At 43.7% G+C, this 16,396-nt stretch carries 10 protein-coding genes; 5 read left to right on the top strand and 5 right to left on the bottom strand.

Annotated features, from left to right (window positions below; all coding sequences use genetic code 11):
* Positions 1 to 64: 64 nt before the first annotated feature.
* Positions 65 to 1,387: a hypothetical protein gene (locus GVO62_RS15635; RefSeq protein ID WP_236547195.1), complete on the bottom strand. Its 1,323-nt coding sequence runs from the start codon at positions 1,385 to 1,387 to the stop codon at positions 65 to 67.
* Positions 1,388 to 1,816: 429 nt separating this feature from the next.
* Here GVO62_RS15635 and GVO62_RS15630 point away from each other — a divergent pair, with 429 nt between their 5' ends.
* Complete coding sequence (locus tag GVO62_RS15630) at positions 1,817 to 3,142, top strand: mechanosensitive ion channel family protein (protein WP_159120078.1); 1,326 nt, start codon at positions 1,817 to 1,819, stop codon at positions 3,140 to 3,142.
* Positions 3,143 to 3,170: 28 nt separating this feature from the next.
* Here GVO62_RS15630 and GVO62_RS15625 read toward each other — a convergent pair whose 3' ends face one another.
* Complete coding sequence (locus GVO62_RS15625) at positions 3,171 to 3,656, bottom strand: hypothetical protein (protein WP_120962135.1); 486 nt, start codon at positions 3,654 to 3,656, stop codon at positions 3,171 to 3,173.
* Between the two features lie 266 nt (positions 3,657 to 3,922).
* On the bottom strand, positions 3,923 to 6,223 hold the full coding sequence (gene katG, locus GVO62_RS15620; RefSeq protein WP_159120023.1) for a catalase/peroxidase HPI: 2,301 nt from the start codon (positions 6,221 to 6,223) through the stop codon (positions 3,923 to 3,925).
* Between the two features lie 509 nt (positions 6,224 to 6,732).
* On the opposite strand from katG, the gene GVO62_RS15615 reads away from it, so the two are divergent.
* Positions 6,733 to 7,329, top strand: a complete 597-nt coding sequence (locus GVO62_RS15615; protein WP_105932148.1) for a porin family protein — start codon at positions 6,733 to 6,735, stop codon at positions 7,327 to 7,329.
* Positions 7,330 to 7,424: 95 nt separating this feature from the next.
* On the opposite strand, the gene GVO62_RS15610 is transcribed toward GVO62_RS15615, so the two are convergent.
* Positions 7,425 to 9,167, bottom strand: coding sequence for a PAS domain S-box protein (locus GVO62_RS15610; RefSeq protein WP_159120022.1), 1,743 nt, complete (start codon positions 9,165 to 9,167; stop codon positions 7,425 to 7,427).
* A 252-nt stretch (positions 9,168 to 9,419) separates the two neighbouring features.
* On the opposite strand from GVO62_RS15610, the gene GVO62_RS15605 reads away from it, so the two are divergent.
* Positions 9,420 to 11,636: a VTT domain-containing protein gene (locus GVO62_RS15605; RefSeq protein ID WP_159120021.1), complete on the top strand. Its 2,217-nt coding sequence runs from the start codon at positions 9,420 to 9,422 to the stop codon at positions 11,634 to 11,636.
* Positions 11,624 to 12,337, top strand: coding sequence for an endonuclease/exonuclease/phosphatase family protein (locus tag GVO62_RS15600; RefSeq protein WP_173359194.1), 714 nt, complete (start codon positions 11,624 to 11,626; stop codon positions 12,335 to 12,337). Before GVO62_RS15605 ends, GVO62_RS15600 begins: the two co-directional genes overlap by 13 nt.
* 39 nt (positions 12,338 to 12,376) lie before the next feature.
* On the opposite strand, the gene GVO62_RS15595 is transcribed toward GVO62_RS15600, so the two are convergent.
* Positions 12,377 to 13,357 carry a LysR family transcriptional regulator gene (locus GVO62_RS15595; protein ID WP_105932068.1) on the bottom strand — a complete coding sequence of 327 codons (981 nt, stop codon included), beginning with the start codon at positions 13,355 to 13,357 and terminating at the stop codon, positions 12,377 to 12,379.
* 418 nt (positions 13,358 to 13,775) lie between these two features.
* Here GVO62_RS15595 and GVO62_RS15590 point away from each other — a divergent pair, with 418 nt between their 5' ends.
* Positions 13,776 to 16,376 (top strand): TonB-dependent receptor plug domain-containing protein, encoded by a 2,601-nt coding sequence (locus GVO62_RS15590; protein ID WP_159120019.1) that lies wholly within the window; start codon positions 13,776 to 13,778, stop codon positions 16,374 to 16,376.
* The last annotated feature ends 20 nt before the right edge of the window (positions 16,377 to 16,396 follow it).

Raw genomic sequence — 16,396 nt, 5'->3', positions numbered from 1 at the left:
TTATCTTGCCCATACGCAGGAGAAAAACTTAGCAAAGACAACAATATTAGCGTGTACTTCAGCATCAAAATACCCACTCTAACGCTAATTGGTAAAGCATCGCGTTTCTATCAAAAGTCTCGTCTTGGATATCAAAGAAAGACGTTTTGCCTTGCTTTCCATCTAAAAGTGAAACCTCAGCTTTCAGCGCAACGTTTGTCTTCACGTCCCACCTAGCACCAAGTGTCCACGTGTCTAGGTCATCTGTTGGGAAGAAGCTGTTAAGTATATCAACACCAAAACGAAGTTCATCAAGTTCTGGAGAAATGCCTGGGGGAATTGTGTTTTCAATAGTATTCAGCGACTGATTTGAAGAAGCATAAGTTAGATGAAAAAGCACACTGTCGTAGTAATAACCGTAAGAGATATAAAAGCTCTCCAGGTTTGCCAGCACGTCGATATCGGACGATACCTTCATCCATTCGCCGCTCATATACCAATTTAACGTGTCGTAACTTGCCCCAAGCAAAAACGCTCTGGCGCTGTCGTTAATTTCGAACTTTTCCGCAAGTTCCTCAAACCCGGCAGCCCTTAAACCTTGCAAAAAAGGCGCAATTTCGTCGATTGTCGTCTCAACTTTGGGGCCATTAATAGTAGCGGTTCTTAGCTGAAGGCCGCCGTAATTCACTTCAATTACTCCGCCGAAAAGCTGGTCTAGCTCAACCTCAATGTCAATACCACTTGAAACAAGGCTGTCTTCATACCGGCCATAATAAGCCTCAAAATCGACAATAAAATCACCAAGGTTTGCTCTGTAGCGTGCATTTGCACCTTCGTACTGAGAAAACATATAGCTGCTGTAAAGCTGTTGCGGGGCATTTACCCAAGGATAGGCAAAGCCGACATCGATAACGTCAGAATATTTAAGAAATGGCGTACGCAAACGGCCCACGTTAAATTGAATTTCTTCAGTAGGGGTATAAGTAAGATATAACCATTCTACGCCCGACTCACGGTCTTCATCGGTGTGAAGCAAAAGCTGGGCGGAAGCAGATAGCGTCGAAGAAAAGTTATAATCCGCTTGAACAGCAATCAGAGATTTTTCAGAAAAGCTAACGTTATCATCGTAGCCTTCATACGTTGCTTTATCTGTATCGACAAAGCCACCAACTACTCTTGCGAAGCCCGAAAGCTCAAGCTTGTCTGTCTCCCCAGCGGCTTGGGAGGAAAAAACCATAGCCGCTGCGGCCATTAAGGCTATCAGTAATTTAAAATTGGTCATTGCATCAACTTTTAGGTTGCGAATTGGTGAAAGCTCAACCTCAACGGGATAACAGTTCACATCTTCTATATGATAGTTTGCGTCCGCAAAATCACCAATACCTACTTTAGTCAGAAAAACCGTCATATTTGCCGGCTTCTTTAAGCGTTTCTTATTGCGCCGTCATTGAACACGATATTTTCGAGCGCGCTTCTGCAATCAGATTTCATTGTTTACCTGCAACCCACTGCGGCTTCAGAACTCAGAGGCTCCACCAGCAAACGTGTTATTTATTGCAAGTTAACTTAAAAGGCCCAGATAAATGATCACAAACCAGATGTGCCGTGTCACAAGTTTTGCATCATCTATTTGCTAAGTCATAGACATGCAGAGGTAGTAGATATAAAGACTAATAGCCTTTTTTGGGGCATAGTTGAGATATCAGAAGCGATGATTTACTGAAACAACGATAAAAAAAGCTTTACCAGATTTGATATAACAGTTAAAAAACGCGCAATTAATCCACGCACTAACCACATCTAAATTGAATGATGAGGTGAACAAGTGAAAAAAAGTATGAATGTTGAAAGCTTAACCCAGCAATTTGAAGAAAAAATGGCGCTAATAAAAACATCAGTTACGTCTGATAGCTTTTTGATACAGCTAGTTACCATCGCCGTCATTTATTGTGTTGCCTTCTTAATCGCCAGACAAGTGAAAAAGCCCTTTAGGTTCACGCGGGAGAAGCCAGAGAAAGGTGCACATACAATGCACGGTTTTTTATACAATCTCGGTGAAGCGCTTTTTCCGCTTATTACGATAAGCATGTTAAAGCTGACCACTGTGCTCGGCGCACAATTTCAGTTCGATGCTTGGTTGTTGGAAATCGCCGTTGTTGTTGCGCTAATGCTGTTTGTTAATTCGCTAATAACAGGTTTTGTCGAAAACAAAATGATCGCAGCTTGCATGCGTTGGGTCGGTTTACCCATTTTGTTCTTACACCTAGTAGGTGTACTTCCGCTTATTACGTCAGCTTTAGAGTCTATGGCTATCTCTGTTGGCAATGTCCAAATTTCAGCTTATGGCGTGACTCGAGTGTTGCTGTTTGGCGGCCTATTGTTTTGGTTGGGTCGCAGCTCAAATGCAATTGGCCAAGATATTATTAGAAACCACAAGTCTCTCGATGTATCAACGAAGGAAGTTTTTGCAAAGCTCTTCGAGGTAGCGCTTTTCTGTGTAGTTTTTTTACTGTTGCTTAATGTTATGGGCATCAATTTAACTGCACTTGCTGTTTTCGGCGGCGCTTTGGGCGTAGGTCTTGGTTTAGGACTTCAGTCTATCGCTTCAAACTTTATCTCAGGTATTATTATCTTACTCGATAAGTCCCTCACCGTAGGTGACTATGTTGAGCTTGAAGATGGCCAAAAAGGCATCGTTAGAGAGTTTAAAATGCGCTATGCCGTGCTAGAAACTTATGATGGCAAAGATGTACTCGTACCTAACGAAAAATTCATCAGCTCTCTACTCATTAATTGGACTCATAAGAATCAAAAGCAGCGCTATCGCATCGATTTTTCTGTTGCCTATAAGACCGACATCCGCGCTATGGTAGAAATTATCAAGGAAGCGGTCTCAGAGCATCCACAAGTAATAAGCGGTGACGATATTCCTTTTGAAGAATTGCCTGACTGCGAGATTGATAGCTTTGGCGATTCAGGGGTAAACATGTTTGTAGAGTTTTGGATGGAAGGAATAGACGACGGAAAAAATCGTGTCGGCGGAGATCTTTTACTCACTGTTTTTGAAACGTTACGCGAACATGATATTGAAATTCCATTCCCTCAGCGCGAAGTTCGCGTGATCAACGAACAAGGCATTGGAATTAGAAACACAACCCCCTAAGCAGCCTTACTTCACCTTCGCGCTTGGGCTAAAACCGTGCGCGAAGGGTATCCCATTGCCACTCTTGCGTTTCAAGCCCAAGTGTACGGGTAAACTTTTCGTAATCGCTTTGCCCCATCGCAGTTGCGACTGTTTTAAGCTGAGATTTAGCCTTTATTGCTTTCACCTGAAGCAGCTCAAGTCGCTTATCTGCACTAGCGTCGAAGTTATCCAAAAGAATTGCATTGGCTTTACTGGTCGCCTCCCAAGCGGTCAATACGTACCCTATGAGCTTAATATAAACTGCCACCATCCGTTTTCGCTCGAAAATATTCTCAAAAATTGAGCCTGTCATTGCGTTATGAAAACTTGATTCTGTCTCATTAGGCACTAACGCATTCAGATCTTTCAGTTCTTTCAATACTTCGTTTAAAAGACGAATGTGAGCCGCTGTATTGAGTGCCTCAAAAGAGAGCGAAGTAATATCGTCACTTAGCATTTCTAAATTAACTAAAGAACGTTGGATGCTTGCCATTTCGGTGGTGTTCGTAGAAGCTAAAATAACATTTAGTGTATCGAAATCGAGCCAAGTTTGCGAAGCAAACTATCGGATTCAAAGCGAGATAACACATACTTAATCTACAAATCATTAGTTTATCCTGCTACTAGTCGATTTCATTCCACCCTTTGGATAACTCCAGCCCGCATAGATAAGCACTTATAAAATATCAACTTTTAACAAAAAAGGGCGCCGAAGCGCCCTTATTATTTGTGGTTCTTTAACGAATCGCGAGTTCTCGCTTATTTTTCCAACTTTGCATTTAAGTCGTGACGTAAGTCAAAACGGTCCAGCGTCATAACCTTTGTCCACGCATCGACAAAGTCTTCAACAAAACGAGTTTTTGCATTGTCGTAAGCGTACACTTCAGCGACAGCGCGTAACTCACTGTTTGAACCAAATACCAAGTCTACTGGCGTTCCTGTATACATTACTTCGCCAGTTTTTCTGTTAAACCCTTCGTAAACAGATGGATCGTCAGTTTTTCTCCATTTAACGCCCATATCAAGCAGCGTCACGAAGAAATCATTGTTGAGCGTGCCCACATTGTCGGTAAATACACCGTGTGTAGAGCCGCCTACATTTGCGCCCAATGAACGTAGACCACCTAATAGCACGGTCATTTCAGGCACTGTCAGATTTAGCTGATCAGCTTTATCTACCAGCATATCTGTTGGCGAGCGGTAGCTTGCTTCGGCGTTATAATAATTTCTAAATGCATCAGCCGTCGGCTCAAGAAGCGCAAAAGAGTTAACGTCTGTTTGCTCTTGTGTCGCATCTGTACGCCCTGGAACGACCGGAACCGTGATATCAACACCAGCATCTTTAGCCGCTTTTTCGATAGCCGCAGCGCCACCAATGACTATCAAGTCAGCTAGCGATACCTTTTTCTTAGAGAACATACGAGAGTTGTACTCTTCCTGTAGTTCCTTAAGTTTCGCTACTACTGCTTTAACTGTTTCAGGCTCGTTTGCTTCCCAACTCATTTGAGGCTCTAACGCTATTCGTGCGCCATTTGCACCACCACGCAAGTCAGAAGCGCGGAAACTAGAAGCCGCAGCCCATGCAGTTTTTACTAACTGCTGAACGGTTAGACCGCTCTCCACAATATCCGCTTTTAACTTCTTAACGTCTTTATCAGAAATGGTTTTATAGTCGGCCTTTGGTACCGGATCTTGCCAGATGAAGTTTTCTTCTGGGATATCGTTACCTAGATAGCGAGACTTAGGTCCCATGTCACGGTGTGTAAGCTTAAACCACGCTTTTGCGAACGCTGTTTGATACTCTTTTGGATCAGCCAAAAAGCGTTCAGCAATTTTGCGATATTCAGGATCGTATTTAAGCGCAAGGTCAGCCGTCGTCATGACCGGTGGGTTTTTCTTACCTTCAACGTGTGCATCTGGTACTGACGTATGAAGTGACTCATCGGTAGGGATCCACTGAATAGCACCAGCTGGACTGCGGGTTTGCTTCCACTCAAAACCTAGCAAGTTCTGCAGGTACAAGCTTGTCCATTTAGTAGGTAGTTGTGTCCAAGCCCCTTCAAGACCACTGGTTACTGTGTCTTCTGCATTACCTTTACCGCAATTATTTTTCCATCCTAAACCCTGCTCTTCAAGACCAGCACCACCTGGCTCTGCTTCTAAGCAATCCGCAGGTTTGTGTGCGCCATGCATTTTACCAAAAGTGTGACCACCAGCAATTAGCGCTACCGTCTCTTCATCGTTCATTGCCATACGGCCAAAGGCTGTACGAATATTTTTTGCTGAGCCCATCGGATCAGGCACACCTTTTGGTCCCTCTGGGTTTACATAAATAAGGCCCATATGCGTAGCGCCAAGTGGGCGTTGAAGCTTGCCATCGCGCTCTTCACGGTCGCTCGCTAGCATTTCAACCTCTGGACCCCAATACACCATATCAGGCTCCCAGTCGTCGGTACGACCGCCCGCGAAGCCATAGGTATCAAAGCCCATGTTTTCCATACCTACGGTACCTGCAAGAATCATTAAGTCGCCCCATGAAAGGCTCTCACCGTACTTTTGCTTAATCGGCCACAACAGACGTCGCGCTTTATCTAGGTTTCCGTTATCTGGCCAACTATTAAGTGGATCAAAACGCATTTGACCACCATCACCGCCTCCACGGCCGTCCAGCGTGCGGTACGTCCCTGCACTGTGCCAAGAGAGACGAATAAAGAAAGGACCATAGTTACCGAAATCTGCTGGCCACCAATCTTGCGATGTCGTTAGCAATTCATTGATATCACTTTTAACTTGGTCAAGGTCAAGCTTGGAAAATGCCTTAGCATAACTAAAGTCGTTACCCAAAGGATTAGAACGGTTGTCATGATCTCTAAGTGGCGCTAAATCTAGTTGATCTGGCCACCAAAATTGATTGGTTTTAGCTTGGAAAGCTTTTGCCATGCCTGTGCCTTTTGCACCGGCAGGCTTGCTGATTTGATCATTAGCAACTGCACATGTCGCGCTAAGTGAAAGTGCAACTAATGCTGACAGTGTGGTTCTTTTAAACCTATTGATAGTCATGGTTTTTCCCGTCTCGATTAAATTTTGCTATTGGTATCGATGCGTAGAACGCCGATTACCATTAACATCTTATTTACTTGTTAGCCTGATAGAAGATAGACAGTGTTGCCAACTTTTTACAGTCGATAAAATGGATTTACACGATTAGAAAAACCAATCAAATGAATTATCTATAAAATTCAATACCTTAAAGCGCCCTCACTTTTAACTACTGCACCTCTTGCAAATAACTAAATGGAATATTTAAAAGATTACTCATGGTTTGAGAATCTATTTCACGAGAGTAGGAAAATTTTGCTCGCTCTATTTTGTGTGACGCCTCTTAAAATAGGTAAGTGTTTAATAAACGTACTAAAAAAGAGTCATCTTTGAAAAAATTTCTTTGCTTTGAACAACAGTTTGAAATTTCTACCATGGCACAACTGTTGAAGGGATGTTGTAGGAATCAATCACACATTAACTTCAATAAGAAGTCGATGGAATGTTATAGAAGTAATGAGGACGAACTTATGAAAAACACACTTAAAACACTTACTGGCCTAGCTGCGGTTGCATCAATTAGTGCAATGGCTTCGTTTGGCGCAAACGCTCAATCTAATCAAATTGAAGCGAAAGACAGCGGTTTTTACGTAGGTGGTAATTACGGCTACCTTCGCGTTGAAGGTGAAGATGACTTTGATGATGACAAAGACGTATGGCAAGGCCTAGTGGGTTACAAATTCAATGAGTGGGTAGCGATTGAAGGTGGCTACATTGACTTTGGCGATTATGGTAATGATATTGCTGGCGCTGAAACTGATGGCTATACCGCGGCAATTAAAGGTATTTTACCGTTAACCGAACGCTTCTCACTTTATGCTAAGGCGGGTCAGCTTTGGTCTGAAACTGAATATAATTTTGCAGGTATATCGCGAGATAACGACGATGAGAGCCTTTTCGTTGGCGCAGGTCTAAGCTATGCGATTACAAGTAACTTCCTAATTAATGCTGAATATACTGTATATGATACAGAATTGGACGCAGACGAAGCATTTGACGATATCGACGATACCGATTTTGAAACCGATCTAAAACAAGCCAGCATTGGTGTTGAGTATCGCTTCTAATTGCTAGCTGAAGCTACATTAAAACATAGTCAGATTTGAATAGAAGGCCTTCGCCTGGTGGCGAAGGCCTTTTCTAAGCTAGTACATCTAAGCAACTAACCGTCAATGCGCTGAATAAGTTGTGCCAACTCCTCAATTTTTGAAACCGTTGCCTTAACAAGGTTGTCAATTTCATTTGAAGATGACTGAGAATTACCTGCTAGCGTCCTTACTTCATCAGCTACGACTGCGAAGCCCCTTCCCATTTCACCGGCTCTTGCGGCCTCAATTGCCGCGTTTAACGCTAACAGATTCGTTTGTTCTGAAATGGAGTTAATTGTGCCGACAATATTGCTAATTGTTTGACTGGTAACAAGAAGATCCTTCATCGAATCCTGAGTATCGTTAACTGCTTGTTTTCGAGTCGTGATATTGATCGCAAATAAGACAAACCGGGTGATTTGCCCATTAAAGTTTTTAAGCGCACTAATTCGTGCGTCAAATGCCAAATAGTTTCCGTCTTTCTCAAGTTCTATAATCTTAGAAACAAAGCCGGAGGCCTCTAACGCCGATTTGTCCTCAGGCGATAGCTTGCCCATCACTTCACTAGCAAACTCTTTAGTACCAATTACGCCGTTTAAATTGTCGCGAAGTAGCTTGTTCGCTTCTATAACTTCACCATTTGGTTCCATTTCAAGGAGAACCAGTGCACTCCCAATTGCCTTGAGTTTATTGGTAAAGTCTAGCGCCATTTGTTTTACGCGAGTAATATCTGCTTGGACTGCGATAAAATTGACCAGTGTGCCATCTTTAAAAACAGGGTTAATGGAAAGTGACGTCCAATAAGGCGTCCCCTCTTTTCTATAGTTGAGTATCTCATCGTAAAAAGCTTCTCTATTTTTTAATTTCTGGCGAATAACGCTTACTGTTCGCTGGTCTGTTTCTTCACCTTGTAGGAAAGACCCTGGTTTTTTACCTTTTACTTCTTCGAGTTGCCAACCAGTCAGTCGATAAAATCCATTGTTCACATATTCAATAAGCCCATCTGCATCAGAAATAATAACCGCATTGTCGGTCTCGTTAGCGACAAGAGACAGCATGCGCTGTAGCTCTCGTTGCTCCACTTCTTGAGTAACATCCCTTATAAACGCCGTATAAAGTGTTCTGTCTGCCAGCCGTACTTTCGATAGCGAAAGCCTTCCCCACAAGCTTTTACCGTCTTTTCGCTCGACTTTTACTTCGCGACTTGTCCCTACAATTTTATCCTGACCTGTTTCTCGGTTGGCATTAACATAATTGTCGTGATTTGATTGTATTTCTTGAGGTACCAACATCTTAACGTTGCACCCGATCACTTCCTCTCTCCGGTACCCCCAAAGCTTTTCCGCAGAAGCATTAAACAGGGTCACATTGTTGTTTTCATCAATGCAAACTACCGCATCTAACGCCTGTTCAAGCGTTTGCTCAACAATCTCCCGAGCCTCTCTTTCCTCAGTAACGTCGCGAACAAACGCGGTGTAATGTTTTTTACCACTGACAATAACCTGAGACAGCGCAAGCTGAACCCAAATTCGCTCTCCGCTCTTGGTTTCTAGCTCTACTTCTCGGGCGCTTCCAACTATTTTGTTTACGTTGGTCGCTCTATGAGTATTTACATAGCTGTCGTGGTTAGCTTGATGCTCTTGAGGGACGAGCATTCTGATATTTTTACCAAGCACCTCACTTGGCGCATACCCCCATAAGCGCTGGGCAGCATTGTTATAAAACGTGATATTGTTTTTTTCATCTATCGTCACAACCGCGAGGATAGACTGGGAAAGTGCCTGTTCTGCCGCATTTTCGCGCGAAAAAAAATTCATTGCTTTGCCTTTAGTTCACACAACTGCAAAGTATATAGATGAGTTCTTATGTTTTTTCCACTTATAGAGACTAAAACGAATAAAACGTGAAAATATTACACAAACCCCACCCTCATTTTTTGCGTAAGCAGATAGCAGAAAATTCTTAATATTAAATATCAGTAACTTACGAAGTTCAGTGAGAAGTTTATATCAGGTACGAATTCTGCAATTTCATTCACTAATTAAAAAGTGAAAAACAGGTATAGAAACATGCAATCAGGTAAGAGTGTATTTCAACCAGGCCAAAACTGTTGGGTAAAAAGTAAAGCCCGCTTCTCGACGCCACTCATTGATTGCGGTAATTACTACAAAGCGTTACATAGCTCCATTGTAAAAGCCAAGCACAGTATATTTATTGTGGGATGGGACATTGACAGTCGAATTCGGTTGCTCAGAGGCGATGATGAAGCCAACAGTGAAGCCCCAAGCGTAATAAGCGACCTTTTGAAATGGAAAGCTGAGCAAAACCCTGAAATTAATATTTACCTACTGCGATGGGATTCCTCACTTGCCTTCTTCGCCCAGCGCGAGATGTGGGCAAAAGAGGTGTGGGAAGAAAAAACACCGGAAAACGTACAAACAGAGTTAGACGACACGATCCCGATGGGAGGTAGTCAGCACCAAAAGATTGTTGTTGTCGACGATGAGCTAGTATTTTCCGGTGGAATGGACGTTTCCACCAATCGCTGGGACACTCGTGACCACCCGGTAGTGTCAGAGGAACGTAACGGGCCTGACGGAGAGTACGGTCCACTACACGATGTTCAAATGGTATCAAGCGGCCCAGTCGTAGCTGACTTCGCAAAACTGGTAAGATGGAGATGGCAGCGCGTTGCAGAAAATACGCCTATCAACATTAGGGAAGATGCACTTATTGATGAAGACGCGCCTATGCCTGAAACGTGGCCCGACGATTATCCGCCGCTCTTTGAAAACGTTGAGTGTGCGCTAGCGAGAACTATTCCCTTCATGGATGAGGTGGAGCCTGCCCAAGAAGTTCGGCATATGCTGCTTGACCTGATAGGTGAAGCTGAATCTGTCATTTACATAGAAAATCAATTCACAACCAGGCAAGAAATTGCTGAAGCGTTAAATCGACAGCTGAAATTAAAGCCTAACCTTTCGGTGATTATAGTAAGTTCTTATGAGCCTAAAGGTAAGTTTGAATGTGAAGCTTTCTGGGCGAGCCGAATTGAATTTAAAGCAATTTTAGAAAAGGGAATCGATCCTAAGCGCGTGAAGCTTACCTACTCATCTATCGAAGATATGCAGGGGCGTCGCGCTTACAAACGCATTCATTCAAAGGTTATGACGATCGATAATAAATACCTTGTTATCGGCTCTTCAAACATCAGTAACCGCTCAATGACGTTAGATACTGAAATTGACACAGTACTGTTTGGCAACGACAAGGAAAATCAAGCCTGTATAGAGCAAGTAAGAAACGACTTACTCGCTGAGCACACGGGCAGAAACATTGAAGCAATGCCGGCAATATTTAATGAGGACTTGCCTGTTGAAGCATTGATTCATGGCCAAATAGCCCATGGATATGTTCTTACAGAAGTACGCGATGAGATTTTTACCGAGCTTTCTGGAACAAATATGTTCCGTGCGCTATCTGACCCTGAAGAGCCTCTAATTTCAGTCCCTACTTTCGACGGCGCGGCTTTGCCTGCTCGCAACCCAAAACGTCGGAGCATTATGATCTTAATGGGTTTGGTGATCATTGCTGTTTTAGGCGGTTTAATGTTTTGGGCAAGCCAATCAATTCCATGGTTAAGTTCAGACAGTATTAATGCTTTCTTGGAGAAAAGTAGAGGCACCTACTTTGCGCTACCAACCGTTCTTTTGGTGTATGTTGTGGGCGGTATTCTATTTTTTCCCGTCACGGTTTTATCCCTTGCCGTAGCCGCAATTTTTGGCCCTATATGGGGGCCTATTTACGGTATGATGGGCGCGCTCATGAGTTCAGCCATTATGTTTGGTATAGGCAAACTTTCGGGAAATGCTGGGCTTAAAAAGCTAGGCGGCCCCAAAGTAGCGGCGGTCGATGAAAAGCTTAAACGCAGTGGCATCGTAGGTGTGGCCGCTATCCGTATGCTGCCTATCGCACCTTTCAGTTTAGTCAACCTTGTGGCCGGAATTTCATCGATAGGTATTTTTCAATTCTTGGTCGGTACGTTTTTGGGCATGTTTCCTCCTATGATTGCGAAAGGTCTCGTGGGAGATTCTATTGCTCAGATATGGCAAAACCCCTCTCCTAAGACCATCAGCTATTTAGTGGGCGGCATAGTACTGTGGGGGCTTATGATTTGGGGTTCACAAAAATTCGCCCGTTATTATCAAGCTCGTAGAGAATCTGGTACTGACGAAGTAAATGATGATAGCCGTAGTAAAAGTGAGGCAGATAAATGTGCCGCATAGTGACTTACAATATTCATAGCGGCGTTGGCAGAGATAAAAAGCATGATTACAAGCGCATAGGGCAATTTCTAGCAAATAGTGGGGCGGATGTTGTGCTGCTACAAGAAATGGATACCCGCCCGCCACATCGAAACACAGCGCAAGATGTGAAGGATATATGTGCTGAAAACACGTTCAAACTCATTCCCTCACCGGCAATAAGAGAAGCTGACGGTTGGTATGGCAATGCCATACTTACCCGTTTTGATGTTATTTCTCACGATACTGTCGATGTGAGTCAAAGGGGAAGACAACCTAGAAATGTTCAGATTATTGAGCTACAAACTGAGAAAACGCCGCTGACTGTCGTCAATACCCATAAGGGGCTCAAAAAACTGGAGCGTCGCTCACAGTTTTCACAGCTTCATGAGCATTTATCGTCGAGGCTAAAGCAACATAAAACGCCTCTCTTTTTGGCAGGAGACTTTAATGAGTGGCAGTTCTTTTCAAGAGCATTTCATGCTTTAAACGGTCTTCTCAATCAACAAAAAATAGGGGCTACTTTTCCCAGTCACTTCCCCGTATTTTCTCTCGACCGTGTATGGGTTTCTGATGATATTAGGGTAAAAGCCTGTCGAAAATTAAAAAACGCAAAGACCCGTGTATTTTCCGATCACTTGCCAGTACTTGTTGATATAGAGCTTCCTGAATGCGCGGATTAATGCAGCGTTCGAGGAGAACCTAGCAACTAAAGGTTCTCCTCAAGCTGACTGTGAAATAAACGATGACGTTGCAAATTCCAAGGTTCCACTCCAATGGTTTAACGCATTTTCTATTGCAACGACTTTCCTGATGATGTCTACAACCCGTAAAAGATCTTTCCCTGATTTTGCTCTCTTATTTGTAGCCGCGAGCACAGTACGGTGCATTTCTGGTTGGACAATTTTGAGTGTGGACACAAGCCCTGACTCTTTTAAGTGAAAGATAGCTGAAGTAGGCAAAATCATTACACCTTCCCCTTGCATGACTTGCCTAAGTCCCGTCATTAATTGCCCTGAGTAGGCTAAATCGTGTTTAAGGCTAACGCCGGTCGCCTTTTCATAATCAGTTATAAGTTGCCCTAGTGCATCTTTGTTGCCGGGAGATAAGAGCGGTAGTTCACTGATTTCCCAGAATTTAATCATCGATTTTTCCCTCAAGTGAGCGTATTCAGAATGTGCATCTGATGCTGTAAACACAAGATGTAGCTCTTCTTGGATTAAGGGGGTAACGCTCATGAACTTCAGGTCGATGGCCTGCTGATAAGTAAGCGCAACGTCGATTTGTTTTGACGATAGCCAATCGTTAATTGTGTAAGACGGGCCTGTACTAATTTCAACCTTAAGATCTTTATGATGTTTCGTTATTTCGGTCAACAGCGGTAGTGAAAGCACATTACCAATAGACGGAAGCATGCCTATTTTAATTTTTTTACCTTGCCCCACGGTAAAACCTTCCATTACTGCTTTCACATTTTCAATTTCGCTTAATATCTTCTCTGCATGTGAATAAAAAACCTCACCGGCAGGCGTTAAATTAACCCCAGCAAAGCTCCTTTCAAGTAACGTTGTTTTTACCTCCCGTTCTAAGCTCGCGAGTTGTTGACTTATCGCCGGTTGAGCGATATCGAGAGCTCTTGCGGCACCAGCAATACTTCCCTTTTGCACTGTAGTTATAAAATAACGCAGCTGTTTAGAATGCACTGACTTCCCCTAAAAAACTAACCTACGGATGACCGATGAAATATCGATGTAAATCAACAGATACAACGTATAAAAGGCAAGCTATATGCCATTCCATTAGGTTATATGCAGCAAAATTGTAAATTTATGAGGGAAAATAGAACCCAACAAAAAATCATATAACGTAATACTTAAGTATTAAGCCACGCATAATGGGGGTTGCGTCCATGCTCAATACTTTTCTTATACCCTTGAATATTCTTCTTTCTTCCACCAGTGCTGAAGAGTTCTTAGCCTAGTACCTGTACACGAGTTACAGAATAAAAATAACAAGATGCAACCTGCATCAATGTAGTGCTCGTGCGTGCCTAAAAAGAGTGCAGATTAAGACAATCCACATTCATAAATTAAGTAGCAATAAGCACGATTGGGAACGCTGATGAAACAGAAGAAACTCCACACCGCAGTTCGTTACGCACTTACTGGAATAACTTTTTTTACTACGTCTATGCTTGTTCAAGCACAAGACGCGGCAGAAGAAACAACTGAAGCAAAAGATTTAGAGCGCATTGCCGTTGTAGGGGCGCGAGGAGCGCCTCGCTCAGTAACAAGTTCGCCAGTGCCTGTTGATGTTTTAACCGCTGAAGATGTAGAGGCGGTTGCGTTTACTGACATGAACAATGTTTTAATGACATTGGTCCCCTCTTACTCAGTGGGCCGCCAACCAATTTCCGATGGCGGTACATTTATTCGGCCTGCGACACTTCGCGGCATGCCTACTGATAAAACGTTGGTATTAGTAAATTCTAAGCGCCGCCACAGAGCAGCACTTGTTTCAATTGGAGGCTCAGGCACTCAAGGGCCAGATATCGCTACCATTCCAACCGCAGCGATTAAAACAGTAGAAGTTCTTCGTGACGGCGCAGCTGCACAATACGGCTCAGACGCCATCGCAGGCGTTATCAATTTTCAGTTAAAAGACAACACGGAAGGCGGGTCTTTTACCATTGACTACGGAACCTATTATGAAGGTGACGGGGATCAGGTTACCGTTACAGGTAACAAGGGCTTCGCTTTAGGCGACGACGGCTTTTTCAGTATCTCAGCCGAATACTCAGACAGTGAAGCAACATTTAGGGGCGAACAATATTGTGAACCTTGGTTCTGTGTTGATGAGCAATCTGACCAATATATTGCTGATGCCACTGCCATGGCAAATAGCGTCCATGATTCAGACGTAGTGCAGCCTTGGGGGCAACCCAATACCAGCGGTAAACGCATATTTTTCAATTCTGGCTATACCTTATCGGCAGAAGCAGAGCTATACGCTTTTGGTAACTACTCTGAAAGTGAAGGGGATGGTTCTTTCTATTATCGTTATCCGGGTAACGGCACTATTGAAGACATTCGCTTGGAAGACGGCTCTATTTGGAATCCGACCGAATTTTTCCCTGGCGGCTTCACCCCTCGATTTTTTGGTGACGTTACCGACTACTCTTTCGTAGGCGGGATAAAAGGTATGTCTGGCGACCTTACCTACGATATCAGCGGCCGCTACGGCAATAACGAAATCTCTTACACGTTAGCAAATACTATTAACCCTTCTCTGGGTAACGAATCACCCACGTCATTTCAACCAGGCGATCTCACTAACGAAGAAGCCCAAATTCAAGCAGACTTCACTTACGACATGAGTGAGTACATACTAGCTTTTGGAGCAAGTTATCTAGATGAGTCTTATGAAATTTCTGAAGGAGAAGTAAGCTCATATTTTGCCGGACCTTACGCCACGTCCGACCCCTATGGTTTTTGCGACGGGACATCAGCCACCAGCGAAGGTTTAGCCGTTATCGCAAACGGTTCATCATTAAACTGTGCAGACCCTGATGACGCGGTTTATACCGTGGTTGGCGTTGGCTCTAACGGTTTCCCAGGTTATTCACCTGACTATTCAGGCTCATACGAACGTGATTCGTATGCGCTTTATACCGACATTTCAGGCGACATTACTGATGAGTTGTTCGCACAAGCCGCATTGCGCTATGAAGACTATTCAGATTTTGGCTCTGAACTCGTATACAAAGTTGCGGCATTTTACCAGCTAAATGATGACGTAGGCTTTAGGTCTTCATTTGGTACAGGCTTTAGAGCGCCAACACCAGGTCAGCAAGGTACGACGAACGTATCCACTCGCTTGCCTAATGGTTTCCCAGTTGCGACTGGTTTGTTCCCAGCTGGTGGTGAGGTAGCACAGGCTTTAGGTGCAGAAGAGCTCTCGCCGGAGAAGTCTACTAACTTCACTCTTGGTATGACGGCTAACTACGGCGATTTAACGCTCACTGTAGATTATTACAATATCAAGTTAGAGGACCGCCTCTACTCCGTATCTACACGTGATGTATCCACAACGGTCGTTACCGACCCAGATGCAGGCGGTTACGATGCTTACCAAAACTACTTGGCGCTTGCTGGAGCAAATGTATCTGGCGCAGAGTCTATCGGTGGCGTTTTCTTCTTCCAAAACGCATTCGATACAGTAACCGAAGGTTTAGACGTTGTTGCTACATACAAGATGGAATCTAAATACGGCGCAACCATTTTAACTGGCTCAATAAACTACAACAAAACCGAGTTTGATTCGGACCCTAGTGAGTATCTCGACCCTGAAGATCAATTCGACTTTGAGAATGGTACGCCTGAAATGCGCGGGGTGTTCTCTGTCACTCACAGTTATGACGTATGGTCTGCAGTTGCTCGCCTAAGCTACTTCGGCGAGTACGAAAACGCAGGAAGTGATAACGGTGTTAGTGTCAATGCTGAAAGCATTCAAACTTTTGGTGACGAATTTATGTTTGATATTGAAGGCTCTTATCTTGTCAATGAGAACTTCACGTTATCGGTAGGTATCAGAAACCTGTTCGACAACTATCCAGATTTGAGTACAAATGGCGACGCTTGTTGTGGCGAACTATACGACTCAGGCTCAATAGTTGACTGGCAAGGAGGGTACTACTACACCCGCCTAGCTGCCCGCTTTTAATGGGGTACAAAAAACACCGG

This window comes from Alteromonas sp. KUL150, from assembly GCF_009811475.1.
Lineage (GTDB): Bacteria > Pseudomonadota > Gammaproteobacteria > Enterobacterales > Alteromonadaceae > Alteromonas > Alteromonas gracilis.
Note: the sequence above shows the minus strand (reverse complement) of the source record. Positions and strands in the feature narration are given on the sequence as shown.

Excerpts from the sequence above, each read along its gene's own strand:
- GVO62_RS15605 (WP_159120021.1), top strand. The coding sequence starts at position 9,420 with ATGCAATCAGGTAAGAGTGTATTTCAACCAGGCCAAAACTGTTGGGTA.
- GVO62_RS15600 (WP_173359194.1), top strand. The coding sequence starts at position 11,624 with ATGTGCCGCATAGTGACTTACAATATTCATAGCGGCGTTGGCAGAGAT.
- katG (WP_159120023.1), bottom strand. The coding sequence starts at position 6,223 with ATGACTATCAATAGGTTTAAAAGAACCACACTGTCAGCATTAGTTGCA.
- GVO62_RS15610 (WP_159120022.1), bottom strand. The coding sequence starts at position 9,167 with ATGAATTTTTTTTCGCGCGAAAATGCGGCAGAACAGGCACTTTCCCAG.
- GVO62_RS15630 (WP_159120078.1), top strand. The coding sequence starts at position 1,817 with ATGAATGTTGAAAGCTTAACCCAGCAATTTGAAGAAAAAATGGCGCTA.
- GVO62_RS15625 (WP_120962135.1), bottom strand. The coding sequence starts at position 3,656 with ATGGCAAGCATCCAACGTTCTTTAGTTAATTTAGAAATGCTAAGTGAC.
- GVO62_RS15615 (WP_105932148.1), top strand. The coding sequence starts at position 6,733 with ATGAAAAACACACTTAAAACACTTACTGGCCTAGCTGCGGTTGCATCA.
- GVO62_RS15635 (WP_236547195.1), bottom strand. The coding sequence starts at position 1,387 with ATGACGGTTTTTCTGACTAAAGTAGGTATTGGTGATTTTGCGGACGCA.
- GVO62_RS15590 (WP_159120019.1), top strand. The coding sequence starts at position 13,776 with ATGAAACAGAAGAAACTCCACACCGCAGTTCGTTACGCACTTACTGGA.